The organism is Micrococcus sp. HMSC067E09 (genome assembly GCF_001812555.1).
Lineage (GTDB): Bacteria > Actinomycetota > Actinomycetes > Actinomycetales > Micrococcaceae > Micrococcus > Micrococcus lylae.
The window spans coordinates 140,867-165,213 of record NZ_KV809417.1 but is presented as its reverse complement, the minus strand read 5'-3'; the positions used below and the strand labels follow the sequence as shown (position 1 = coordinate 165,213).

Here is a 24,347-nt window from a genome sequence, read left to right as displayed (position 1 = left end):
GCAGGGGCCGGTCAGCCGCGCAGGTCCTGCTCCGCCTGGGCGCGCACCGCGCGCCGCTGCCCCGGGGAGCGCACGACGACGTCGCTCATCTCCTCGAGGGTCTTCCCCTTGGTCTCGGGGACGAAGGCCGCCACGAAGGCCAGGGACAGCGCCGCCATCACGGCGTAGAGGCCGTAGGCGAGGGTCAGGCCGATGTCCGCCAGCCACGGGAACGTGGTGGAGACGGCGAAGTTCGCTGCCCACTGTGCGGCGGCGGCCACGGCGAGCGCGCCGGCGCGGATGCGGTTCGGGAACATCTCGCCCAGCAGCACCCAGACCAGCGGCCCCCAGGTGGCGCCGAAGAACACCACGAAGGCGTTGGCGGCCACCAGCGCCACGGTGGCCCACGGCTCCGGAAGGGAGACGGACTCGGCACCGTCCGACTGGGCGAAGGAGAAGGCCAGCGCCATCAGACCGAGGCTGACCGTCATGCCGGCCGAACCTGCGAGCAGCATGGGGCGGCGGCCGACGCGGTCCACGAGGGCGATCGCGACGAAGGTGACGGCGATGTTCGTGACCGAGGTGATCACGGAGACCGTGAGGGCGTCCGACTCCCCGAAGCCCACCGACCGCCACAGGGTGGTGGAGTAGTAGAAGATCACGTTGATGCCCACGGCCTGCTGGAAGACCGAGAGCAGGATGCCGATCCACACGATCGGCTGCAGCCCCGCCAGCGGGCCGCGCAGGTCCGCCAGGGACTCGCGGCGCTCCGAGTCCAGTGAACGCCGGATGTCCTCGATCATCAGGTTCACGCGGTCCACGCCGGTGAACTCGTGCAGGACCTCGGCCGCCTCGTCCGTGCGCCCGCGGGCGACCAGATAACGCGGGGACTCCGGCAGCCTCAGGGCGAACACGCCGTACAGGATGGCCGGGACGGCCTCGGCCATGAACATCCAACGCCAGGAGGCGATGCCGAACCAGAACGGCTGCGCCGCCCCTCCGGCCATCGTCGCGAACAGTGCGTCGGACAGAAGCGCCGCGAAGATGCCGAGGACGATCGCCAGCTGCTGGAGCGAGCCGAGGCGGCCGCGCACATGGGCCGGGCTGACCTCCGCGATGTACGCCGGAGCGATCACGGACGCGGCGCCCACGCCCAGGCCGCCGACCACGCGCCAGATGATCAGGTCCACCACGCCGAACGCCAGGCCCGAGCGCGGCGGCGACCGAGATGCCGACCACCTTGGCGTTGAGACGAGACGTCGCGGCGCCGCCGGACCTGGTCGCTGTCATGGTGGGTCCTCTCAGGGTTGCGCCCGGCGGCCCGCTGCGCGCCGGTGCATCGGCACAGTGTGCTCTGCGCGTCCGCGGGCGTGCAAGCCGCCCGATTCCCCTCCCCCGCCCGGCTCCAGGGCAGAATGAGGCTCATGCTCGTCGTCCTGGGTCCCGCTCCCGCCTCCGCCGGCACACCCGGCACCTGGTGGGCCCTGGACGTGGACGGCAGGGACGCCGCTCCCCTGGACTCCTGCCCCGCCGGGGCCGTGGCCGGGCTCGTGGACGCTCTGCCCGGCCGCCTCCGTCTGCCTGCGGACCACATCCGCTGGGTGTTGGCGTCGGTCGGTGCCGAGTACGGCACCTGGCTCGACGCCGGACTGCGTGTGCGCCGTGCCTGGGACCTCTCCCTTTCCCAGCGGATCCTCAGGACCGCGGCCACGGCCGGCGGAGCGCAGGTCTCCTACGCCCCGGTGGTCGAGATTCCCGTGCACGTCCCAGCGGACCCCCTCGCCGCGCCCCCACGCCGTGGACCGGAGCAGGACGCGTTCTTCGACCTGACCGCGGATGCCTCGCCGGGGGTGCCGGACGCCCCGACGCTCGCTGCCGAGGCCCGCGGCCAGCGGGAGGCGATCGGCGGCTCGGCCCGCCCTGACCGGCTGTGGATGCTGGTCACCGCGGAGTCCCAGGGCGCGCTGATCGCCGAGGAGATGCACACAGCGGGCCTGCCCTGGGACGCGGAAGTGCACGACGCGCTGCTCACTGACATCCTCGGTCCCCGCCCGGCCGAGGGTGAGCGTCCCGCCCGACTGCAGGAGCTGGCCGAGCAGGTGGCGGAGGACCTCGGGGCCCCAGGCCTGAATCCGGACTCCCCACCGTCTCTGCTGCGGGCGCTGCAGAACGCCGGCGTCACCGTGGACTCCACACGTCAGTCGGACCTGAAGCAGTGGATCGATTCCGGCGGCACCCTCAGGCAAGAGCGCGCACGGATGCTCGAGGCCCTGGTGGAGTACAAGGCCCGCTCCCGACTGCACACCGCCAACGGCTGGCACTGGCTGGACAGCTGGGTGAAGGAGGGACGCTTCCATCCCCGCTACCTGGTGGGCGGAGTGGTCACCGGACGGTGGGCCGCCCACGGCGGCGGCGCCATGCAGGTGCCCGCCGTGGTGCGGGACGCCGTCCGCGCAGACCCCGGCCACGTGCTCACCGTGGCCGACGCCTCCCAGGTGGAGCCGCGCATCCTCGCCGCCATGTCCGCAGACCCGGCCCTCGCCGGGGCCGGCACCACCGAGGACCTCTACCGTGAGGTGGCCGAGCAGGGGCGGACCCGGGGAACCGCCCTGGACGACCGCTCTCGTGCGAAGATCGCCCTGCTCGGTGCCATGTACGGCTCCACCACCGGCGACTCTGCCGCCCTGCTCCCCCATCTGCGCCGGCTCTACCCGCAGGCGATCGGCCTGCTCGAGCGCGCCGCCGCCATGGGAGAGTCCGGCAACCAGGTGTGCACATGGCTCGGCCGGTGGTCCCCTCAGCCGGAGCAGCGTTGGCTGGACGCGGTGGCGGACAGACAGACCCGGGCCGCTGAGTCACGGGCACGCTCCCTGCGCCGCGCGGCCGGGCGTTTCACCCGCAACTTCGTGGTGCAGGGCACCGCGGCGGAGTGGGCCCTGTGCTGGATGGGCGAGCTTCGCCGGCGGCTACACAACGAGGCACCGGGCACGCAGCTGGTGTTCTTCGTCCACGATGAAGTGGTGCTGCACGGCCCGACGCACGAGGCGGACAGCGCCGGGAGACTGGCGACTGAGGCGGCAGAGGCCGCAGGCCGGCTGCTCTTCCCGGACGCACCGGTCACCTTTCCGCTGACCGTCGCGCAGGTGCGCTCCTACGCCGACGCCACGTAGCCCCGGGACGGGAGCACGGCAGACGAGATCGCCCCGGGACCATGGTCCCGGGGCGATCTCGTGTCAGGGCCAGTAAGGCCTGGCGGGGAGTCCGATCAGGAGTCCGAGTCGGAGTCGGAATCCGAGTCGGAGTCGGAGCCGGAGCCGAAGTCAGAGTCCGAGTCGAAGTCGGAACCGGAGCCCGAATCGAAGTCAGAGCCCGAGCCGGAGCCGTTCTGAGCGCCGAACACGTTCTCGAAGTCCTCCTCGGTCAGCTCCACGGCGTCCTTCGGGACCTCGAGGCTGTCGGCCTTGTCCGAGAGCTCCACGGAGATCGGCAGTTCGGCCTCCTTCATCTCCTCGAAGGTCTTGACCTCGTCCTCCTCGGCGTCGGCCGGAGGCTCGATGACGTCGAGGATGTCCATGACGTCCATCTCCACGGCCGTGACCTTGCCGTCCTTGACCGTGAAGGTCACCGGGAACGTGTTGTCGTTCAGGGAATCGAGGACCTCGTCCACGTCTGCGGAGGAGTCAGTGGACGGGGAGGACGACTCGGCGGAGTCGAACTCGGAGGTGGAGGCCAAGGCGGACTCCAGCATCTCCGGGTTGTCCTCGAACATCTCCTTGAGCTTGACGTTCATCACATAGGTCTCGTCGCCGTCCTTCTCGACGTCGGCGTAGTCCAGTGCGAAGTCGGCGGACTTCTGGTCCCCGGCCTCGTCCTCGATGCGCTTGGTCTCCTCAGAGACGGCCTTGTCGAACTCGGAGCCGAGGGCCTTGTCCAGGCCCAGCCAGGAGCCCTTGACGAAGTCGACGATCCACTCCTGCTCCTTCGGGACGTCGCTGAACGACTGCTCGAGCTGCTCGGCCTGCTGCTTGCCGTCCGAGCCCATGGAACGCAGGATCTCCAGGACGTCGGCACGCAGGAAGTACTCGGACTCGCCGACCTCCATCATCTCCACGGAGCGTCCGTTGCCCAGATCGGCCACGAAGGACCAGTCGAGGCCGGTGAGGTCCTTCATGTCCGCCAGCGGGGCGTCCGTGGTGGAGCGGGCCTGGAACTCCACGGACACCTCGCGGACCATGTCCATGGCGTCCTCGAGGGACTTGCGGTCCTGCTCGGTCATGTTCTCGTCGGACTCGGAGAGAAGATCCACGATCTTCTGCATCTGCTCCTCGGACGCGTCCACGCGCATGGTGGCCTTCTGCTCCGTCCAGGTCTCCTGGTCCTCGAGGGCCTCGCGGAGCTCCTCCTCGGCGCCCGACGCGTCGTCGTCCCGGTCGTCGTCCTTCTCGTCGTCGTCGTCCTCGTCCTCGTCGGAGTCCTTGTCGGAGTCCTTGTCGTCCTTCTCGTCGGAGTCCTTCTGGTCCTCGTCGGAGTCCTTCTGGTCCTCGTCGGAGTCCTTCTGGTCGTCGTCCTTCTCGTCGACCGTCTCCTCGACCTGCGCGTCCTTGCTCGCGTCGCCATTGTCGCCGGGGGTGTCCCCTCCGTCGCTGCAGGCAGCCGTGAACATGAGTGCGGCCACGCCGAGCGCGGCCCAGGCCTTGGCTCCGTGGCGGCGCTCAACCTTGTCCTGGAGCTCGGTCTTCTCGGTGAACGTCATCTGTTCGGTCCTTCCCCTCGTGCGGGCCGTCTTGTGAGCTGAGGGACCACGCTGTGTGCGGGCCCACCTTGCCTTACCTTAGCCAGGACAAGGTCACATCAGTCCAGTCCTGCCGCCCGCACAGCGGATCGTGACCGGGCCGTGGCATTGGCGCGGACCGGTCGCAGGACCGGCTTAACCCCGAACACCAGACTGAGAGAAGCGTCCGCGTCCGCGGACGACGGCACCCCGCAGGTGCCTGCACGTCACCGACCGCCGAAGCGCTCCCAGGCCTCGCCCACCACGGCGACCCAGTCGCCCATGTCCGCATCGCGCATCGGCATCAGGCGGACCACCTGAGGCCGCCGCCGGCCGATGACCATCAGCCGCGGACGGAGCGAGGGATCGAAGACCTGGCGACAGCCGTCGTCGAGCGTCTGCATCCAGGCGATCCCCTCCTGGGTGAGCGGCAGGCACCAGCCGAGCTCCTGTCCGTCCGAGTAGGCCGAGCGGACCAGGCGCCTCTCCGGCGGACCGACGTACTCCCACGGGAGCGGGCCCACGCCGGCCACTGTGATGCCCTGCGGATCCAGCCGCCACACATGCCAGGGCGCGGTGCGGGCATGGCGGCGCAGCAGCAAGGCCACGGCCAGCAGGAGCACGCCGACGCCGATCATGACCGCACCCGTGGCGGGCAGCGTCGGCTCGTTCCGGCCCAGGACCATCATGAGGATCCCGCCGACGACCCCGATCGGCCACAGGAAGAGCAGCACGGTCGCCACGATGTTCGCCACCGGCCGCCGGGCCGTGGCCTCCACCGCTTCCCGGCCGAGCAGGTCGGCTCTCAGGTCGTTCAGGTCTCGGATCTGCATGGCACCTTCCTCTGCAGCGGTCGGTGTGCGGGTGGGCCCGCGGTTCAGGCCCTCAGCGGTCGCTGACGTTGGCGGACAGGGCCCCGGTCATCACGGCGGCGTGCATGGCCCGCACGGCACGGGAGACGCCGGCGACCGCAGGACCGGCACTCTCACGCAGCTCGGAGGCGCGGGCCTTGAGCTCACGGTTGGTCAGGCCGGTGTCCTGCTTGTCGAAGACGGCCGTGGGGATCTCGAGGGCGCTGATGAGCCCGAGCATCGCGTGCTGCTGCAGTGTCGGCTCGGCGCCGCGCAGCACCTCGATGAGTCCCTCGCGCAGCTCCGCCTCCATGGAGCCGTCCGCCTCCGGGTAGCGGCGGGGCTTCAGGCCCAGCCAGCCGCCCTCCTCGACCTCCACGACGCCGCGTTCGGCAAGGTAGTCGCCCACGGCGTGCTCGAGTGTACGGCCGATGGTGGTCAGCGCGATCGAGACGCGCTTGCCGTCATGGCCGAGGAACCGGGTCAGGCCCTCGTCCAGCAGCGGGTCACCGGTGGGCGTCGGGTCCTTGACCTGGATGAGGTGCCCCTCGTCCGCCACGTCCACACGGCCGGCCGCGGCGAGGTCCGCGAGCAACGCGCCCGCCAGCCCGTAGCCGGTGTACTGGCCCAGGGCCTCGGGGCGTCCGTCCTCCTGCAGCAGGAGCAGGAACAGTCCGGTGGTGACGGTGGGGTGCGGCGCGCTCATGGCATCAGGGTAGCGCCGCGGCGGGCGAGGTACTGCTCCTCCGGCCAGCTGCTGACACCGGTGATGCGCATGCGGGTGACCGTGCCGTCCTCGTCCACATCGAAGGGGATCTGCTCGCCGGAGGCGCCGAAGCCGTCCTTGTCCTGCACCCGCAGCGTGGTGGCGTCCAGAGCGCGCAGCTCCTGCACGGCGGTCAGCGGCGTGGAGACGGTCGGGTCGAGCATGAGCAGCCGGCCGCCGCCGTACACCACGTCCGTCTCGCCCCAGAGGCAGCAGTAGCGGCCGGTGAGGCGCTTCAGGTCCTCCTCGGTGACGCCCTCGGGCAGCTTCTGCCAGGTGGCGGGGGCGGTGGTGAGCAGGTCGATCAGCTCGACCAGGCCGACGGCCAACGACTCGGCCGGGCCGTCCACGGCGTTGGTCAGCACGCAGACGGTGAGGCCGCCGTCCGGGTCCACGAGGGTGCGGGTGATCTGGCCGGGGAAGCCCCCGGAGTGGCCGACGGTCTTCCGCTCGCCGACCGTGGTCCCGATCATGCCGAGGCCATAGGTCCCCGTCTCACCGCCGCGTGGGACGGTGGATTCGGGCCGCTGCATCAGGCGCAGGCTGCGGTCGGTGAGCAGGCCGCCGCTGCCGACGGTGAGCGAGGCGAAGAAACGGCTGAGCTCCTCCGCGGTGGACACGAAGCCCGTGGCGGCGGCCAGCGCGCCGGTGGTCGGGTTGCCGACCGTCACCCGGGAGCGGTTGCGGCCGTGCGGGCGACAGTGGCCGGTGACCAGGCGCGGGGCACCCTCCTTCTGGGCCTCCGCGAGCTCCGGGCTGGTCTTCTCCAGGCCGAGCGGCGCGAGCACCGCCGAGGTCATGTGGGTGACGTAGTCGGCGCCGGTGAGGCGCTCGATGATCGCCCCGAGGACGCCGTAGCCGATGTTGGAGTACTTGAAGTGCTCCTGCGGCTGGTAGGTGGCGCCGTGCTCGGCCACGGTCGCGCGCAGGGCCTCGGCGTCCGGGAACGGCTTGTCCAGCTGCCAGAAGTCGGCGTCCACACCGTCGCGGATGGCGCCGGCCGTGTGGCTGAGCAGCTCGCGGACGGTGGCGCCGGCCAGCGGGGTGTCGGCGTAGTCGTCCAGCAGGTCCGCCACGGTGTCGTCCAGACGGAGGCGGCCGGCCTCCACGAGCTGCATCACGGCGACGGCGGTGAAGGTCTTCGAGTGGCTGGCCACACGGAACAGGTGGTCGGTGGTGAGCACCTCGCCGGTGGCCTGATCGGCCTCGCCGTAGGCCTCGGAGAGCACCAGCTCGTCGCCGAGGCGGACGGCCACCTGGGCGCCGGGCACCTGCTGCACCTCCACCTGGGTGGCGAGCCAGCGGCTCAGGTACGGGACCAGCTCCTTCAGCTGGTCGAGGCTCGGGCTGGTGGCGGGTGCGGCGGCGGTGTCCTGGGTCATGCCCTCACCCTAGGCGCAGAGGACCCGTCGGCACTCGCTGAGACGACCGGCCTTCCTCAGGGTGGCGCTCGTCGAGCCGGCAGGGGCGACGACGCTCGGGTCCGGCGAGGGCTTGAGCGTCTCCGAGAGGACGTTCGTGTCCAGCAGGATCATCCGATGTCCGCCCACCGTGCGTCATCGGTCCGCTCGGGGACGACGAGTCCGTCCAGTCCATCGTCGGCCTGCCCCCTCTCCATCACCTCGAGGGCGACGTTCCGTGGCGCCACGGCAGCGGTGAGGATCGCACGGGCCTCGGCTTCCATGGACCTGCCGTTCGCCGCGGCCCGACTGACCAGTGCCTGCTTGACCTGTTCGTCCAGGCCCCTGACGAGGATCTGTGCCATGCCGATCGCCTCCTGATTGCTATCGCTGATGCTAGCGAGCAGCGGGCGATGAATTCTTGGCAGATGCGTCCTTCTCATGCCCTCGAGCATCGCCGCCCACCGAAGCCCCGCGCCGCCGCCCGCCCGGACCTGTGGACAACTCCCCGGCGGCCTCGGCATTCGGGTCACGATGGATGGAGGCGAGGACGGGCCTCGCCGGAGGGAGGAAAGACCATGACCATCACCGCAGGCGAGTCCCGATACGGCATGCCGTGGGCGCGCGAGGACTATGAGCGGCTGGCGGACGTGCTGCCGGAGACCGAGGACGCCTTCGAGATCGGCGTCAGGATCGGCAGACCTCCCACTGCGCTGGCCGAGCGCTGCCGTGCCATGCTCCCCGCGCGGGAACGGCACATTCCGGGATGCATGGTCCTGAACCGGCTCCACCGGCTGATGCAGGAGGAGGACTTCGACTGGGAGTCCGCCATGCGCGAGCCCGAGATCAAGGCACCGGTGACCGTGGTCGAGGAGCACCACACCGGGTGGAAAGGCTTGGAGACGGCGGACAAGGTGGCGGCACTCGATGCGCTCATCGCCCATCGCGAGCATCTTGCGCCGGATGAGTGGAAGCGCGTCCGGGAGGCCCTGGACGAACCCGGTATCGACGAGGCGCTCGCACGCCGCCGCATCGACCGCCTGGTCCGCCAGGGGTGGGCTCGGAACGACGCGCACTACTCCACGATGTTCCGCCTCCAGTACGAGGCCTTCGACGGCGACGACGACCGCGTCGCCTTCATCCTGAACGCCCACGAGCCTGCCCCGGAACCCAACCCGTGGTTTGGGTCCGACGACGGAGACTGGCGGTACTGAGACACCCTCCGGCTAGGCTCGCCCCATGCGCATCACCGTCCACGGCCATCACCGCATCAGCCGCTCCCCCGAGCTCGGCAGGCTCCGCCTGCGTGTGGAGGCATCCGGCCCGGACAGGGCCGCGGTGCTGGAGACGGTGCGGCAGGAGGCCTCCCGTCTGTCCGGTGAGCTGCTGGAGCTGAAGGCCGGCGGCCTGCTGGACGAGTACGTTGTCCAGGCGCCGGGCACCCATGTGGAGCGCGACCACGACGAGCACGGTCGCCCCACCGTCCTGCGGCACGTGGTGTCCGTGGCGGTCACCGCCGTCTTCACGGACGCCTCCGTCCTCGGCGAGCGCGCCTCCGAGTGGGCGCTCCGCCTTCCCCTCGAGATCGGCTGGGTGGACTGGCAGCTGACGGAGGCCACCCATCGAGAGCTCGAGGAGTCCGCGCTGACCGAGGCCGTCGCCGACGCCCGACGCCGCGCGCAGGTCATGGCCGCCGCGGCCGGGGCCAGGGAGGTCCGGGTGCTCGAGGTCGCCGATCCGGGGCTGCTCTCCGGCGGCGAGGCCGCGCAGGACTCCGGTGTCCGCTTCGCCCGCGCCTACGGGGCCAACGGCGGCGAGGGCATCGCCTTGGTCCCGGAGGACGTCACGGTCGAGGCCGCCGTCCAGGTCCGCTTCGAGGCCTGACCGTCCTGCTCAGTCCTCGCTTCCGGGTGGCCGCCCGTGGGCGGTCAGCTCAGCGGGCCCTCCCCACTGCTGCATCACGACGACGGCCAGCCCGGACGTCTTCATCGTCACCGGCTCTCCGGTCAGGTGGGCGACGAGCTCGTCGCAGGCCGGGCTGTGGCCGACCAGGACCACGGTGTTCGCGTCCCGGGCCTCCGGGGCGGAGGCCAGGCCGCGGACGATCTCCAGCAGGTCGGCGCCGTCGAAGGTGTAGGCCCGTTCCTCGACGCGTTCGGGGACGGTGTCCGGGAGCTCGGCGGCGGCCAGGCGCCAGGTCTCGGCGGCGCGGACGGCCGGGGAGACGACGGCGAGGTCGATCGGCGGGATGTTCGCGGCCAGCCAGCGTCCGGCCTCGGCGGCCTGACGGCGGCCGCGCTTCTTCAGGGGCCGGTGCCGGTCGTCCACGGGGACGGACCAGTCCGACTTGCCGTGGCGCATGACGATCAGGGTGCGGTGGCTCATGGCCCCATTGTGTCTGCACGGGATACTGGAGGGCATGAAGGATCTGCGCGTCGCCCCGTGCCCCGGTGCGCCGCGCGGACTCATGATCCCGGCTGCAGAGCTGACCGAGCGGTTCGCGCGGGCCGCCGGCCCCGGCGGTCAGGGCGTGAACGCCACGGACTCACGCGTGCAGCTCAGCCTGGACCTCACAGAGTGCTCCGTGTTCACCGACGCCCAGCGCGAGCGGGTCCTGCAGCGCCTGGCCGCCAGGCTGACCGCTGGCGTCCTGACGATCGACGCCGCCGAGCACCGGGCTCAGCGCCGCAACCGCGTGGCCGCCCGCGAGCGGCTGGCGGCCCTGCTCGAGGAGGCGCTGACGCCTCAGAAGCACCGGCGGGCCACCAAGCCCACGCGCGGCTCCCAGCGCCGCCGGCTCGAGGGCAAGAGGCGCCGTTCCGAGATCAAGCAGGCCCGGCGCCGGCCCCGGATGGACTGACTCAGGCCAGCTCGATCCCCGCGGCGAGCGCTCCTTCCGCCTGCAGCTCGCGCAGCCGCGCCAGGACCCGGTCACGCAGGGTCCACGGGCTGATGGTGTTCACGTTGACCTTGGTGGCGCCCTCGAAGCCGGCGAGGGTGGAGACGCGCCACTTCAGGCAGATGCGCCACGGGATGTGGGCGTCCACACCGGCCGGACGGGTGTGCCACTCCTCGTTGCAGGGCACGTCCGCGCCGGTCGCGGCATGGGCCGCGTGCAGCAGGTCGGACACCGCGCCGAGCTCCTCGGCGGAGTGCTCCCACGGCTCCGAGGCCTCGGCGGTGGACCAGACCTCGAGCGTCGGGTAGCGGTGCCCGAAGCCGGCGAACAGGACCGCGTGCGCGTTCTGCGCCGCCACGAGGCCGCGCTTCCGCGCATATCCCACGGCCCAGTCCTCGAACACGTCGGGGTTCTTCGCCACCGCGGCGAGGACGGCCTCGTTCTGCGCCCCGCGCTCGTCGATGGCCACGAGCTGCTTGTGCAGATGGTCGAAGGAGGCGCCGGCCGGCTTGAGCCAGTTCTGGAACACGGACACGTACCGCACGCCCGGGTCCATGGCGTAGAGGTCCTTCGCGGCCTCGGCGGTGAACCGGATGAACTCGCGGTGCTCCTCCGGCGTCAGGGTTCCGGACGACGCCAGCTCGTGGTCCGTCTCGGCCCCGTCCACGAAGTGGCGCCGGGCGATGACCACGTCATGTCCGCCGCCGAAGAACCCGGAGGCCGCCTCGATCCGCTCGTCCTCGGTCATGCCGGAGACCTCGTCGCCGGTCTTGCCGGAGGCGCGCAGCTTGTTCTCGATCACCGCGAGCACGTGGGCCCGCCCCTGCGCAGTCGCCAGGTAGGCGTCCCGGCGGGCGCGCACGGCGTCGGACAGCTCGTAGCCGTGGTTGAGGTGCCAGTAGTCGTAGCTGAGGATCTCGAAGAGGTTCGGCACACGCCGGAACTCGGCCACGGTGGCGTCGAGCTCCTCGGCTGGCACGGCCAGCAGCGTGCGGTGCGTGCCGTCGTCGTCCCTCACGGAGCGGGACTTCTCCGGCGGGGTCTGGCTGACGTTCTCGGGGCAGAAGGCACAGTGGCGGCCGTGCATCGACGGGTCCAGCGGGACGGCGGCGGGGCGGGCCATGCCGAGCGGGCGGTCGCCGCGGCCGGGGACGGTCCACACCTCGGTGCCGGTGAACGGGTTGCGCTGCTTGACGGTGCCGTCGGCGAGCTGGACGAGGAAGTCGGGGGCATCGGCGGCCACGGCCATGGCGGCTCCTTCGAGAGGACGGCGGGGACTACGCCACAACCTAGCGGCTGCCGCAGGCCGGCACGTGCAGGCGAAGAACGGGCACCACAGCCGGCGGCTGCGCCCTGGACAGCCGTGCTCCTTGCAGGGCGACGGCTGACACCGGCTCCCTGCCCCGGGGGTACCCTGGACGGTGGCCCGTCTCACTCGCTCACCCCATGGAGGCCCCATGTCATCCCGCATCCACCACCCCGGTCTGCGTGCCAAGGTGATGTCCGCCGACGAGGCCGCGGCCTTCATCGAGCCGGGCAGCACGGTGGGCATGTCCGGCTTCACCGGATCGGGCTACCCGAAGGCCGTGCCGACCGCACTGGCCGAACGCATCAAGGCCGCCCACGCCCGCGGCGAGGACTTCCAGATCAACCTGCACACCGGCGCCTCCACCTCCACCGAGATGGACGGCGCGCTGGCCGAGGCGGACGGCGTCGCCCTGCGCACCCCGTTCCAGTCGGACCCGACCATGCGGGCGAAGATCAACTCCGGTGACATCGAGTACATCGACACCCACCTGTCCCACCTGGCGCAGACGGTGTGGAACGGCTTCTACGGCCCCATGCGCACCGCCGTGATCGAGGTGTCCGCGATCCGCGAGGACGGCACCCTGGTCCCCTCCTCCTCGGTGGGCAACAACAAGTCCTGGCTGGACCTGGCGGACCAGGTGATCCTCGAGGTGAACTCCTGGCAGTCCGAGGACCTGGAGGGGCTGCACGACGTCTACTACGGCACCGCCCTGCCGCCGCAGCGCAAGCCGATCATGATCATGGACCCGGCCGACCGCATCGGCCAGCCATACTTCGAGTGCGACCCGGACAAGGTCGTGGCCGTGGTGGAGACCCACGCCCCGGACCGCAACTCCCCGTTCAAGCCGGCCGACGCCGATTCGATCGCGATCGCCCGGCACCTCGTCGACTTCTTCGAGCACGAGGTGGCCCACGGCCGCTACGACGAGCACCTGCTCCCGCTGCAGTCCGGCGTGGGCAACATCGCCAACGCCGTGATGGCGGAGCTGGTGAAGTCCCGGTTCAAGGGTCTGACCGCCTTCACCGAGGTGGTCCAGGACGGCATGCTCGACGCCCTGGACTCCGGCACCCTGCGGCTGGCCTCGGCGACCGCGTTCTCCCTGTCCACGGACAAGGCGGAGGAGTTCAACGCCAACGCCGGCAGGTACCGGGACAAGCTGATCCTGCGCACCCAGGAGATCTCCAACCACCCGGAGCTCGTGCGCCGACTCGGCATCCTCGCCATGAACGGCATGCTCGAGGCCGACCTCTACGGCAACGTCAACTCCACCCACCTGATGGGCACGACGATGATGAACGGCCTCGGCGGCTCCGGAGACTTCGCCCGCAACGCCTTCACCTCCTTCTTCCTCACCCCGTCCACCGCGAAGGGCGGCGCCATCTCCTGCATCGTGCCGATGGTCTCCCATGTGGACCACACCGAACACGACGTGCACGTGGTGGTCACCGAGCAGGGACTGGCAGACCTGCGCGGCCTCTCCCCGAAGCAGCGCGCCCGCACGATCATCGACACGTGCGCGCACCCGGACTACAAGGAGCAGCTGCAGGACTACTTCGACCGCGCGATGCGTGACTCGGGCGGCCTGCACACCCCGCACCTGATGGACGAGGCCCTGGCCTGGCACCAGCGCTACATCGAGACCGGGACGATGCGTCAGGGCTGATGGCCAGACGGCCCGGGAGCCTCCGAGGCTCTCGAGGGACGCCTCCCGAACGCCCGGGGCCGAGCGCCCTACTATGGTTCCACCTCGACCCTGTGGCCGAGGTCTCACCGCACGTCGAACCTCAAGAGGAGTCCCCATGACCTCGCTCAACGGCGGGTCCACCACCGCCGACGCGTCAGATCGGAATGCCGCTTCCCGGGGCCTGCTCAACAGGTTCCTCAACGTGATCGAATGGAGCGGCAACAAGCTTCCGGACCCGATCATCATCTTCGCGGGCCTCTGCGCCCTGACCCTAGCGGCGTCCGCCGTGGCCGGTCTGGCCGGGTGGAGCGCGGTCCACCCCGGCACGGGCGAGACCCTGGAAGCGACCAATCTGCTCAGCACGGAGGGCATGCGCATCGTCATCGGCGATGCGGCCGCGACCTTCGGCGCCTTCGCCCCGTTGGGACAGGTGCTCATCATCATGCTCGGCATCGGCGTGGCCGAGCGCTCGGGATGGTTCGAGACCGGCCTGACCCAGGCCATGACCACTGCCCCGAAGATCCTGATCATCCCCGCGATCGCGGTCATCGGCCTGCTGGGCAACATCGCCGGCGACGCCGCCCCGATCGTCCTGCCCCCGCTGGCCGCCCTGATCTTCCTCAAGCTGGGCTGGCACCCGATCGCCGGCATCGCCCTGGCCTATGCGGCCGCCACCGGCGGCTTCGCGGCGAACCTGATGATCGGCATGTCCGACGCGCTGGTCCAGGGCTTCACCCAGGAGGCCGCGGTCCTCATCGACCCGGACATCACGACGACCGTGCCGATGAACTGGTGGTTCATCGCCGTGTCCGTCGGCGTCCTGCTTCCGGTGCTGTGGATCGTCACCACCAAGGTCACCATCCCCCGTCTGGGCGCCTACCAGGCGGCCGAGGACCTGGACGCGGAGGACGTGGAGATCGACGACGTCCAGCGCCGGGCCAACCGCTGGGCCCTGGTGGCGCTGGCCCTGTTCGCCGCGCTCGTGGTGGCCGCCTGCATCCCCCAGGGCTCGTTCCTGCGCAACGCGGAGACCGGCTCCCTGACCACCGACGCGCCCCTGATGAACGGGATCGGGCTGATCCTTGCCCTGGCGTTCTTCATCCCGGGGCTGGTCTACGGGATCCGGGCGAAGACGATCACCGGGTCCTCGGACGTCGCCCGCATGATGGTGGAGTCCATGGCCACGATGGCCAGTTTCGTCGTCGTCGTCTTCTTCGCCTCCCAGCTGCTGTCCTATGTGAGCGCCTCCAACATGGGCGCCATCCTCGCCATCCGGGGCGCCGAGCTGCTGGAGGGTCAGGACGGCGTCGTGCTGATCATCGGGATCCTCGCGATCTCCGCGTTCGTGAACCTGTTCGTCGGTTCGGCCTCCGCCAAGTGGGCGATCCTGGCGCCGATCTTCGTCCCGATGATGATGCTCCTGGGCTACCACCCGGCGTTCACCCAGATGGTGTACCGCATCGGCGACGCCATCACGAACCCCATCACGCCGATGTTCCCGTACTTCGCACTCGTGCTGACCTACGCCCAGCGCTATGACAAGAAGCTGGGCATCGGCACGTTCATCTCCACGCTCGTGCCCTACTCGCTCGCGATGGGCCTGGCGTGGGCCGCCATGATGATCGTCTGGTTCCTGCTGGGCTGGCCGATGGGGCCGGACGGCCCCATCCGCCTGCCCGCCGAGTGACGAACCACAGACAGGTCGGCGCCGAGCCAGGCGCCGGCCTCGTCCCGCCCCGTTCGAAAGGAGCACCCATGTCCGCCGACATCGAGGCCTACCAGGACCAGCTCGTCGCCTGGCGCCGTCATCTGCACCAGCATCCGGAGGCCTCGTTCGAGGAACACGAGACCGTCCGGTACATCCGCGCCGAGCTCGAACCGCGTCTGCCGGGCGCCACGTTCGAGAACCTCACCGAGACGAGCCTGCTGGTGACGCTGGACACCGGCCGCCCCGGCCCCACGCTGGGCCTGCGCGCGGACATCGACGGACTGGCCATGACCGAAGACCGGCCCGACCTCGACTTCGCCTCGACGACGCCGGGCCGCATGCACGGCTGCGGTCATGACGGGCACACGGCCACGATCATGTCCGCCCTGGTCTGGGCGCACGATCACCTGGACGAGCTGACCGGCACCGTGCTCGGCATCTTCCAGCATGCGGAGGAGACCCCGCCCGGCGGGGCCAAGGAGATGGTGGAGACGGGCCGGTTCGCGGACGTCGACTACTTCTTCGGCTTCCACTACTGGAGCACCCTGCCCACGGGCACGGTGGACATCAAGCCCGGCCCGGCCTCGGCGAACTCGGACCTGTTCGAGGTCCACCTGCGGGGCGAGGGCGCCCACGCGTCCACCCCGGAGGACGCCGTGGACGTGGTCACCGCCGCCAGCTCCCTGATCCAGCAGTTCCTGCTCATCCCGTCCCGCCGGGTGGCCGGGCTGGACCCGTGTGTGGTGTCCACGACCTGGATGGACGCCGGCCGCCAGTCGGCGCTGAACGTGTACCCGCCTGAGGCGCACATCGGTGGAGTGGTCCGTACGCATGACGACGGCGTGCGGGACACGGTGGAGGCGGCGATGCGGGACATGGTCCGCGGCCTGGAGGCGGCCAACCCGGGACTCAGCTGCGAGCTGGACTATCTGCGCGGCTACGACATGGTGTGGAACGACCCGGACCGCACCGCTGTGGTCCATGAGCTCTGCGAGGACCTGTTCCCGGGCTCGGTGATCGCCGACCCGCCGATGCTCGGCGGCGAGGACTTCGCGGCCTTCTCCCGGACCGCGCCGGCGACGTACGTGTTCGTGGGGGCCGGCAACGCCGCCAAGGGCTTCGACGCGGGTCACCACAACCCGCGGTTCGGTCTGGACGAGGACGCGTTCCCGATCGCCCTGCGGCTGGTCGTGGAGGTGCTGCGGAACGGGCCGCGCCTGGCGGCGGGATGACGGTCTGACCCCGCGCACGCTCGGAGGCGCAGGCCTCCAGCCTGTCAAGGACGGTTCACGGCTCTGCAAGCCAGCCGTCACGACGGCGTCAGATCACTGGCGGAAGGTGGCGTTCGTGGTCGACCCCGAGCAGCGGGGTCGACCACGAACAGCAGGGTCGACCCCGAGCAGAAGGGACCCGTCATGTCCTCCTCCACCACCGAAGCCCCGGAGCTGAAACGCAACGGGTTCCTGGGGCCCGACACCAACTGGCACCTCGCCTTCGGCATCCTCGCCATCGGGGCGCTCGCCCTGTGCATCTCCTGGGCGCTCGACTACACCGACACCACCCACACGGTGCTGCTGATCACCACGATCGTCGTGGGCATGTTCATGGCCTTCAACATCGGTGGAAACGATGTGGCGAACTCGTTCGGCACCTCCGTGGGCGCCGGCACGCTGACCCTGAAGCAGGCGCTGCTGGTGGCCGCGGTCTTCGAGGTCAGCGGCGCCGTGATCGCCGGCGGTGAGGTCACCGAGACCGTCCGCAGCGGCATCGTGGACCTCGACAGCGTGTCGCTGCCGCCGATGGACTTCGTGTTCATCATGCTCGCGGCCCTGATCGGCGCCGCTCTCTGGCTGCTCATCGCCACCCAGATGGGGTGGCCGGTGTCCACGACGCACTCCATCGTCGGCGGCATCGTCGGCGCAGCGGTGACCCTGGGCCTGCAGACCGGCGTCGGCGGTTTCGAGATGGTGCAGTGGGGCGAGATCGGCAAGATCGCGCTGTCCTGGGTCCTCTCCCCCGCGCTGGGCGGACTGGTGGCCTGGGTCCTGTACCGGGCGATCAAGAAGCACATCCTCGTCTACAACGAGGAGGCCGACGCCAAGATGCGCGAGCTGCGGCTGGAGCGCATCGAGCTGCGGAAGAAGCACAAGACGGCGTTCGAGCGTCTCTCCGAGGTGCAGCAGATCGCCTACACCAACGCCATGGCCCGCGACGCCGCCACCAAGTCCTCCGGTCACGAGTACGAGCCGGACGAGCTGGAGTCGGACTACTACCGTGAGCTGGACGCGATCGAGTCCAAGGAGGACGAGGTCAACTCGCAGCACGCGCTGCAGGTTTGGGTGCCGCTGCTGGCGGCCGGCGGTTCGATCGTGATCACGTCGATGCTGCTGTTCAAGGGCCTGAAGAGTCTGGATCTGAACATCGACAACGTCGGCAACATCCTCATCATGCTCATGGTCGGTGCCGCCGTGTGGATGGCCGTCTTCATCTTCGCCAAGACCCTGAAGAAGCAGTCCCTGTCCCGGTCGACCTTCCTGCTGTTCAGCTGGATGCAGGTGTTCACGGCGTCCGCGTTCGCGTTCAGCCACGGCTCGAACGACATCGCCAACGCGGTGGGCCCGTTCGCGGCGATCGTGGACGTGCTGCGCACCGAGGAGATCAACGCCGAGGCCGCCGTGCCCGGCGCCCTGATGCTGGCCTGTGGCATCGGCCTGGTCTGCGGTCTGTGGTTCATCGGCCGCAACGTGATCAAGACCGTCGGCACCGGGCTGACCGAGATGCACCCGGCGTCCGGCTTCACCGCCGAGCTCGCCGCGGCCGGCGTCGTCATGGCCGCGTCCATGCTGGCCCTGCCGGTCTCCTCCACCCACATCCTGATCGGTGCGGTGCTCGGTGTGGGCATCGTGAACCGTGCCGCGAACTGGGATCTGATGAAGCCGATCGCGCTGGCCTGGGTCATCACTCTCCCGGCCGCTGCGATCATCGGCGCCATCGGTGTGACGGTGCTGCGCGCCGTGTTCGGAGGCTGACCGAGGGTTTAGCGTTGTGTGCGTCATAGCAGCCTGATGCGAGAGCGTCACTGAACACGGAGGCACCTGCCCATGACCACCCCTCATCCCCGGCAGCCGGACAACATGAGCGGCCGCGCCAACCTCCAGCGCGGACTCGAGACGGTGGGCGGCCACTTGAGCCTGGTCAGCGACCGCCTGGTCTTCACCCCGCACACGCTGAACGTCCAGTCCGAGCCGGTGCAGATCCCGCTCGACCAGGTCCGCGGCACCCGCCCCGTGTGGACGAAGTTCCTGGGGGTTCTTCCGCTGGCCCCGAACTCCCTGGCCGTGGAGCTGGCGGACGGGACCGAGCACGCTTTCGTGCTCTCGGGGCGCCAGGAGTGGAAGGCCGCGATCGACGACGCGGTGGCGGCCCAGCGCCGGCGCCCTGGGCCGAGGCGACCCCAACAGCCCGAGGAGACCGACACGACCTGGAACTCGCATCCGCGCCCGGCGGCCTCGCCGGCCGACGACCAGCGGTCCCCGTCCGCCGAACGATGGGAGGTCGACTTGGACTGGCTGTGGGGCACCCCGCCGGGCAACGACGGATCTGCCGCGACCCTGCGCCTCGATGTCATCGGGCCCGGTGCGGCCCAGGCGGCGGCGCGGTGGATGGAGTCGCTGGACGCGGACGAGGACGGCGTGCGCGGTGAGGGCGGCTGGCGAGCCGACCCCGGCGGCGTCGCAGGCGGCGAGGACCACGCTGTGATCCTGCTGACCTCGGCGGGTGAGGACGTGGCCGATGGCCTGGAGGACGCCGCGGACACCGCGTACGAGGCGCTGTCCGCGGTGCCGGGTCTGCGTCTGCACTGGACGCCGCAGCCCCGGCGCTGACCAGCCGCTGACCCGGCGGCGCCGGTGGCAGTTCCCGCGGCGAGCTCCGGCGCATCCGGCTGGTCCCGTTTCGACGTCGTCCTCCGACTGTCCGAACGAGGTGGCCAGAGCCGCCCGTCAGTAGGCTGAGGACATGGCGACGGTACTTCTCGTGCGGCACGGCCGCACCACGGCCAATGCGACCGGAATCCTGGCCGGCAGGACCGGCGGCGTCGACCTGGACGAGCACGGCCGGGAGCAGGCGGCCCGCACCGCGGAGCGGATCGCCGCGGTGCCCGTGGCCGCGGTGGTGGCCAGCCCCCTGCAGCGGTGCGCGCAGACCGCGCGGGCCGTCGTCGAGCGCCAGCCGGCCACGGTGGTGTCCACGGTCGAGGCAGACCTCACCGAGTGCGACTACGGCCAGTGGCAGGGACGCGCGCTCAGCGACCTGGCCACCGAGCCCCTGTGGGCGACGGTGCAGACCCAGCCGTCCGCCGTCGTCTTCCCCGGCGGGGAGTCCATGGCGGGCATGCAGGCCCGGGCGGCGGCGGCGATCCGGAAGCACGACGCCGCCGTCCAGGCCGAGCACGGGGCCGGGGCGGTGTGGGTGGCCGTCAGCCACGGGGACGTCATCAAGTCGATCCTGGCCGACGCGCTCGGCATGCACCTGGATCTGTTCCAGCGGATCGAGGTGGGGCCCGCCTCCGTGTCCGCGGTGAGCTACGGTCCGGCCCGCCCGCGGGTCTGGGCGATGAACACCGACGCCGGGGACCTCGCCTGGCTCTCGAGACTCGCCCCGGCCGACGACGCGCCGGTGGGCGGCGGCGCAGGTGCCGGTGGCGCCGCCGTCGACAAGGCGTCCGGGACGACCCCTAGGATCGAGGCATGACCGACCTGCCTGCCCCCGCCCACGAGTTCGACTGGCCGGACCGGTGCGTCATCGGGACGATCGGCCAGCCGGGAGCGCGGACGTTCTACCTGCAGGTGCGCACCGGGCCCCGGCTGGTGAGCCTGGCCCTGGAGAAGCAGCAGTCGGCGCTGATGGCGGAGATGATCGACGAGCTCCTCGACGAGCTCATGGCCCAGGAAGACAACCCGCACAGCGTCCCGGCCAGCACGCCCGCCGAGCTCGTGGACAACGATCCGCTGGAGTCGGTGCAGGAGTGGTTCCGGGTGGGCGCCATCGGCCTGGGCTGGGACCCGAGCACCGCGCAGGTGATCGTGGACGTGCATCCGCTGACCGACGACGCCGCCGAGCAGATGCTTCAGCCGGAGTCCGAGGCGGTGCGGGTGCGGATGCCGGTCGGCGCCGCGCGGGCGTTCGCTCGGCGCACCCGTCAGGTCGTGGACGCCGGACGTCCGTTCTGCTCGGACTGTGGCCAGCCCATCGACCCCGACGGTCACGACTGCTCCCCGCCCGAGCTGCGATGACCGCCGCGGAGCCGGGCGGCGCTGACCTCGACGGCGGCGAGCTGGTGTCCGGGCAGCTGAGGCTCACCGGCAGGATCACGACGGCGTCCAACGCCACGTTCCTCGGAGCCATCGGGAACACCCCGGTGGTCTACAAGCCGGTGGCCGGCGAGGCCCCGCTGTGGGACTTCCCCGCCGGCACCCTGGCCCGCCGCGAGGTGGCCGCACACCTGGTGTCCGAGGCGCTGGAGTGGGAGATCGCGCCGCGCACCTGGCTGCGCGACGGCCCCTTCGGCGAGGGCATGGTGCAGCTCTGGCAAGAGCAGGATCCTGGGCAGGACGCCGTGGACCTGTTCCCGGCGGACCAGGTGCCGGCGGCGGGCTGGCGGACCGTGCTGGAGGGCGAGGACGAGGACGGGAACCGGCTGGTCCTGGCCCATGAAGACACGCCGGCGCTGCGCCACATGGCGGTGTTCGACGTGATCGTCAACAACGCCGACCGCAAGGGCGCGCACATCCTCACCATGCCCGGCGGACACCGCCACGGCGTGGACCATGGGCTCACGTTCCATGTGGAGGACAAGCTGCGCACGGTGCTGTGGGGCTGGCTCGGCGAGGAGCTGACCGAGGACGAGCACGACGGCGTCGGCCGGGTCCTCGACGGACTCGACGGTGAACTGGGGCGGGGGCTGTCGGAGCTGCTGGGTGCTGAGGAGATCGCCGCGCTCACCCACCGCTGTGCCCAGCTTCTCGACGACGGACGGTTTCCTCCCCCGAGCGGGCGCACTCCCGCGGTGCCCTGGCCACTGTTCTGAGCACCGACGGGATGCCGCGGCCGGCTCTGGCCTGAACGGCGCCGACGGACGTCCCTGCGGCACGTCTGCTCTTCGCAGCAGGAGTCCTGGCCCGGTCTTCGACGCTGGTGAAGACGCTGGTGAAGAGGAGCCCTCACTGCTCGCCCAGCTCCTCCCGGAGGATCCGCGCACCGGCCACGAGCGCCGCCGTCTTGTCCCGTGCCACCGAGCGAGCCAGCGGCGCCATGCCGCAGTTGGTGCTCGCGATCAGCTTGTCCGCGTCCACGAACTCGAGGGTCTCCCGGAGGGTCGCGGCAACCTCCTCGGGCGTCTCGATCTCGTCGCTCGCCACGTCGATCGCGCCGACCATCACCTTCTTGCCGCGCAGCAGGCCGATGAGCTCCGCCGGCACCCGGGAGTGGTGCCGCTCCAGGGCGATCGTGTCGATCGTGGACTCGCGCAGCAGCGGGAACGACGTCTCGTACTGGCGCCACTCCTGACCGAGCGTGGCCTTCCAGTCGTTGTTCGCCTTGATCCCGTAGCCGTAACAGATGTGCACGGCCGTCTCACACGTCAGGCCCTCGGCCGCACGCTCGAGCGTCGCCACGCCCCAGTCGCGGACGTCGTCGAAGAACACGTTGAACGCGGGCTCATCGAACTGCACGACGTCGACGCCCACCGCCGCCAGCTCCCGCGCCTCCTCGTTGAGGATGCGCGCGAACTCCCACGCGAGCTTCTCGCGGCTGCCGTAGTGGCGGTCGGCGAGGGTGTCGATCATGGTCATCGGCCCGGGCAGGGTCCACCTGATGGGCCGGTCCGTCCGCGCGCGCAGGGCCTTCGCGTCGTCCACGAACACCGGCGCCGGCCGGCCCACCTCCCCGACGACGGTCGGCACGCTCGCGTCGTACCGGTCGCGGATCCGCACCGTCTCGTGCCGGTCGAAGTCCACGCCGCCGAGGTGCTCGATGAACGTGGTGACGAAGTGCTGGCGGGTCTGCTCGCCGTCGCAGACGATGTCGATGCCCGCGCGCTCCTGGTCGGCCACGGCGAGGGCGAGCGCGTCGAGCTTGCCCTCGCGCAGCCGCTCCCCCTCGAGCTTCCAGGGCGACCAGAGCGTCTCCTCCTCGGCGAGCCAGCCGGGCTTGGGCAGGCTTCCGACGAGGGTGGTGGGGATCAGGGTGGTCATCGGCTCTCCTCGGTGTCTCGTGCGGCGTGGGCGGCGGCCCAGCGCTCCAGCAGGTCGCGGTGCGGGCCCATGAAGTGCTCCTGCGTGTACTCCCCCTGCTCCCGGCCGAGGCGGGCCCGCTCCTCGCGGTCGTAGACGATCCGGGTCTGCGAGAAGTCGCCGTGGTCCAGGCGCGGCCGGTAGACCTCGCCGGCCCCGGCGTTCGCGTTGTAGATCTCCGGCCGGTAGATCCGCTGGAAGGTCTCCATGGTGGCGATCAGCCCGGCCAGGGAGAGGTTCGCGTGGTCGTTGAGCAGGTCGCCCCGCGAGTAGAACGCCAGCGGCGCAACGGCCCCGCGCGGCAGGAAGCACCGGATCCCCAGGCCCATCCGGCCGAAGTAGCGGTCCGTGCGGGAGTGCGCGTCCTGGCGGTACTCGACCCCGAGCACCGGGTGCTCGTTCGTCAGGCGCCGGTAGGTGCGGCTCGTGGACACGCTGATGCAGATCACGGGCTGCTGCGGGAACCGCTCCCGGTATGCCTGCGAGTCGAGCAGGTGCCGGAACAGCCGCCCGTGCAGGTCGCCGAAGCCGTCGGGCTCCTCGGTCCCCGGCGACGTCGCCGCGTGCGCGGGCAGCACCACGGAGAAGTCGTGGTCGCGGACGTAGGAGGAGAAGTTGTTGCCCACACTGCGGCCGAGCACGGCGCCCGTCGCGCGCTCGACCACCCGCACGTCGAGCATCTCCATGAGCGGGAAGCCGACGTCCGCGCCGTCGTCGGCGGTGAAGTGCACGTCGATCGAGACGATCTCGATCCGTGCCGTGTAGCGGTCCCGCTCCGGGTTGTCCCAGGGGGCGAGGTCGTTGAGGCGCCCGTTGATCATGGCCAGGGCGGCGCGCAGGTTCTCCCGCCGGTCCGCGCCGCGGGCGAGGTTCGCGAAGTTCGTGGTGGCGCGCGTGCTGGCGGCGGGCGTGTAGTCCTCGTCGAACGGCGTGGTGTGGATGCTGAACGTCAGGTCGTCCACGCGGGTGGGGACGGTGCTCGGAACAAGGGTGGCGTGGCTCATCGGGTCCTCTCCGGGGTGCGGGCACCGGTGGTGCGGTGGTGGGCGGGGGCGGGACGGGGCACCGCGGACGACGACGGCGCCCCGCGGCCGGCGGCGACGCGTGCGGCGCACTCGAGGCCGGTCTCGAGGTCCGCCTGCAGGTCGGCCACGTCCTCGATGCCGACGGAGAGCCGGACCAGGTCCGTGGGGACGGCCAGGTGCGTGCCCCGCACGGAGGCGTGGGTCATCTCGGAGCAGTAGCAGAGCAGCGATTCGACCCCGCCGAGGCTGACCGAGAGCGCGAACAGCTCGGTGGCCTCGGCGAATGCGCGGGCCGCGGCCTCTCCCCCGGCCAGCCGGACGGAGACGATGCCGCCGAAGCCGTCCATCTGCCGCGCGGCGAGCTCGTGGCCCGGGTGGTCGGGCAGCCCGGGGTAGAAGACCTGGGCGACCTCGGGGCGGCCCTGCAGCCAGCCCGCGAGCGCGGCGGCGTTGGCGCCGTGCCGGTCCATGCGCAGGCCGAGCGTCTTGAGGCCGCGGGCGGCGAGGTGGGAGTCCTGCGGGCCGGCGACCGCACCGGCGGCGAACTGCTGGTAGGCCACCGCCTCGGCCAGCGCCCGACCGCGGAACTCGCGGTCGGCCACCACCACGGCGCCGCCGAGCACGTCCGAGTGCCCGCCGATGTACTTGGTGGTGGAGTGCACC

The 24,347-nt window shown here is 70.9% G+C and carries 22 protein-coding genes and 1 pseudogene; 12 read left to right on the top strand and 11 right to left on the bottom strand.

Translation table 11 applies throughout. The features are described 5' to 3' along the window. Positions 1-11: 11 nt before the first annotated feature. Positions 12-1,269, bottom strand: a pseudogene (locus HMPREF2863_RS02515) (sugar porter family MFS transporter). Between the two features lie 134 nt (positions 1,270-1,403). On the opposite strand from HMPREF2863_RS02515, the gene HMPREF2863_RS02510 reads away from it, so the two are divergent. Further along, a complete protein-coding gene (locus HMPREF2863_RS02510; RefSeq protein ID WP_070637668.1) occupies positions 1,404-3,149 on the top strand; it encodes a bifunctional 3'-5' exonuclease/DNA polymerase in 1,746 nt (581 codons plus the stop codon). 95 nt (positions 3,150-3,244) lie between these two features. Here the strand turns inward: HMPREF2863_RS02510 and HMPREF2863_RS02505 are convergent, their stop codons facing one another. The 5 genes from HMPREF2863_RS02505 to HMPREF2863_RS02485 all read right to left on the bottom strand — a co-directional run bounded on the left by HMPREF2863_RS02505 (position 3,245) and on the right by HMPREF2863_RS02485 (position 8,132). Continuing rightward, positions 3,245-4,732 carry a hypothetical protein gene (locus tag HMPREF2863_RS02505; RefSeq protein ID WP_070637667.1) on the bottom strand — a complete coding sequence of 496 codons (1,488 nt, stop codon included), beginning with the start codon at positions 4,730-4,732 and terminating at the stop codon, positions 3,245-3,247. 245 nt (positions 4,733-4,977) lie between these two features. Next, positions 4,978-5,583: a hypothetical protein gene (locus HMPREF2863_RS02500; protein ID WP_067189356.1), complete on the bottom strand. Its 606-nt coding sequence runs from the start codon at positions 5,581-5,583 to the stop codon at positions 4,978-4,980. A 52-nt stretch (positions 5,584-5,635) separates the two neighbouring features. Further along, entirely contained in the window at positions 5,636-6,307 is a 672-nt protein-coding gene (locus tag HMPREF2863_RS02495; RefSeq protein ID WP_070637665.1) for a GOLPH3/VPS74 family protein, read from the bottom strand. Continuing rightward, the gene (locus HMPREF2863_RS02490; RefSeq protein WP_070637662.1) at positions 6,304-7,749 is read right to left on the bottom strand and encodes a serine hydrolase domain-containing protein; all 1,446 of its coding nucleotides are present in this window, start codon (positions 7,747-7,749) and stop codon (positions 6,304-6,306) included. Before HMPREF2863_RS02490 ends, HMPREF2863_RS02495 begins: the two co-directional genes overlap by 4 nt. Positions 7,750-7,898: 149 nt before the next feature. Continuing rightward, positions 7,899-8,132 carry a FitA-like ribbon-helix-helix domain-containing protein gene (locus tag HMPREF2863_RS02485; protein ID WP_070637660.1) on the bottom strand — a complete coding sequence of 78 codons (234 nt, stop codon included), beginning with the start codon at positions 8,130-8,132 and terminating at the stop codon, positions 7,899-7,901. A 213-nt stretch (positions 8,133-8,345) separates the two neighbouring features. Between HMPREF2863_RS02485 and HMPREF2863_RS12005 the strand changes: the two genes are divergently transcribed. Next, the gene (locus HMPREF2863_RS12005) at positions 8,346-8,981 is read left to right on the top strand and encodes a hypothetical protein (protein ID WP_067189364.1); all 636 of its coding nucleotides are present in this window, start codon (positions 8,346-8,348) and stop codon (positions 8,979-8,981) included. A gap of 25 nt (positions 8,982-9,006) precedes the next feature. Continuing rightward, complete coding sequence (locus tag HMPREF2863_RS02475) at positions 9,007-9,651, top strand: SIMPL domain-containing protein (protein WP_070637658.1); 645 nt, start codon at positions 9,007-9,009, stop codon at positions 9,649-9,651. Positions 9,652-9,660: 9 nt separating this feature from the next. On the opposite strand, the gene HMPREF2863_RS02470 is transcribed toward HMPREF2863_RS02475, so the two are convergent. Next, positions 9,661-10,152: a SixA phosphatase family protein gene (locus HMPREF2863_RS02470; RefSeq protein WP_070637656.1), complete on the bottom strand. Its 492-nt coding sequence runs from the start codon at positions 10,150-10,152 to the stop codon at positions 9,661-9,663. A 34-nt stretch (positions 10,153-10,186) separates the two neighbouring features. Between HMPREF2863_RS02470 and arfB the strand changes: the two genes are divergently transcribed. After that, positions 10,187-10,627, top strand: coding sequence for an alternative ribosome rescue aminoacyl-tRNA hydrolase ArfB (gene arfB, locus HMPREF2863_RS02465; RefSeq protein WP_070637654.1), 441 nt, complete (start codon positions 10,187-10,189; stop codon positions 10,625-10,627). 1 nt (position 10,628) lies between these two features. Here the strand turns inward: arfB and HMPREF2863_RS02460 are convergent, their stop codons facing one another. Continuing rightward, positions 10,629-11,915: a DUF4921 family protein gene (locus tag HMPREF2863_RS02460; protein ID WP_070637652.1), complete on the bottom strand. Its 1,287-nt coding sequence runs from the start codon at positions 11,913-11,915 to the stop codon at positions 10,629-10,631. Positions 11,916-12,123: 208 nt separating this feature from the next. On the opposite strand from HMPREF2863_RS02460, the gene HMPREF2863_RS02455 reads away from it, so the two are divergent. The 8 genes from HMPREF2863_RS02455 (at position 12,124) to HMPREF2863_RS02420 (ending at position 21,455) form a co-directional block, all read left to right on the top strand. Next, the gene (locus HMPREF2863_RS02455; RefSeq protein WP_070637650.1) at positions 12,124-13,638 is read left to right on the top strand and encodes an acetyl-CoA hydrolase/transferase family protein; all 1,515 of its coding nucleotides are present in this window, start codon (positions 12,124-12,126) and stop codon (positions 13,636-13,638) included. Positions 13,639-13,774: 136 nt separating this feature from the next. Continuing rightward, positions 13,775-15,346 (top strand): AbgT family transporter, encoded by a 1,572-nt coding sequence (locus HMPREF2863_RS02450; protein WP_082739618.1) that lies wholly within the window; start codon positions 13,775-13,777, stop codon positions 15,344-15,346. A 68-nt stretch (positions 15,347-15,414) separates the two neighbouring features. Beyond that, the gene (locus tag HMPREF2863_RS02445; protein ID WP_067189373.1) at positions 15,415-16,599 is read left to right on the top strand and encodes a M20 metallopeptidase family protein; all 1,185 of its coding nucleotides are present in this window, start codon (positions 15,415-15,417) and stop codon (positions 16,597-16,599) included. A gap of 183 nt (positions 16,600-16,782) precedes the next feature. Then, the gene (locus HMPREF2863_RS02440; RefSeq protein WP_070637648.1) at positions 16,783-18,396 is read left to right on the top strand and encodes an inorganic phosphate transporter; all 1,614 of its coding nucleotides are present in this window, start codon (positions 16,783-16,785) and stop codon (positions 18,394-18,396) included. 72 nt (positions 18,397-18,468) lie between these two features. Continuing rightward, positions 18,469-19,251 (top strand): hypothetical protein, encoded by a 783-nt coding sequence (locus tag HMPREF2863_RS12125; RefSeq protein ID WP_209279932.1) that lies wholly within the window; start codon positions 18,469-18,471, stop codon positions 19,249-19,251. A 133-nt stretch (positions 19,252-19,384) separates the two neighbouring features. Further along, positions 19,385-20,119 carry an MSMEG_4193 family putative phosphomutase gene (locus HMPREF2863_RS02430; RefSeq protein ID WP_210386714.1) on the top strand — a complete coding sequence of 245 codons (735 nt, stop codon included), beginning with the start codon at positions 19,385-19,387 and terminating at the stop codon, positions 20,117-20,119. After that, complete coding sequence (locus HMPREF2863_RS02425) at positions 20,116-20,661, top strand: DUF3090 domain-containing protein (RefSeq protein ID WP_067189379.1); 546 nt, start codon at positions 20,116-20,118, stop codon at positions 20,659-20,661. The genes HMPREF2863_RS02430 and HMPREF2863_RS02425 overlap by 4 nt, the downstream gene beginning before the upstream one ends. After that, on the top strand, positions 20,658-21,455 hold the full coding sequence (locus HMPREF2863_RS02420; protein ID WP_067189381.1) for an SCO1664 family protein: 798 nt from the start codon (positions 20,658-20,660) through the stop codon (positions 21,453-21,455). The genes HMPREF2863_RS02425 and HMPREF2863_RS02420 overlap by 4 nt, the downstream gene beginning before the upstream one ends. Positions 21,456-21,588: 133 nt before the next feature. Here HMPREF2863_RS02420 and HMPREF2863_RS02415 read toward each other — a convergent pair whose 3' ends face one another. From HMPREF2863_RS02415 to HMPREF2863_RS02405, 3 genes are all read right to left on the bottom strand, one after another. Further along, complete coding sequence (locus tag HMPREF2863_RS02415) at positions 21,589-22,620, bottom strand: methionine synthase (RefSeq protein ID WP_070637645.1); 1,032 nt, start codon at positions 22,618-22,620, stop codon at positions 21,589-21,591. Further along, positions 22,617-23,663: a putative oxygenase MesX gene (locus HMPREF2863_RS02410; protein WP_070637644.1), complete on the bottom strand. Its 1,047-nt coding sequence runs from the start codon at positions 23,661-23,663 to the stop codon at positions 22,617-22,619. The genes HMPREF2863_RS02415 and HMPREF2863_RS02410 overlap by 4 nt, the downstream gene beginning before the upstream one ends. Continuing rightward, the coding region (locus HMPREF2863_RS02405) for a PLP-dependent transferase (RefSeq protein WP_210386713.1) at positions 23,660-24,347 on the bottom strand (688 nt) is incomplete at its 5' end. The genes HMPREF2863_RS02410 and HMPREF2863_RS02405, both read right to left, overlap by 4 nt.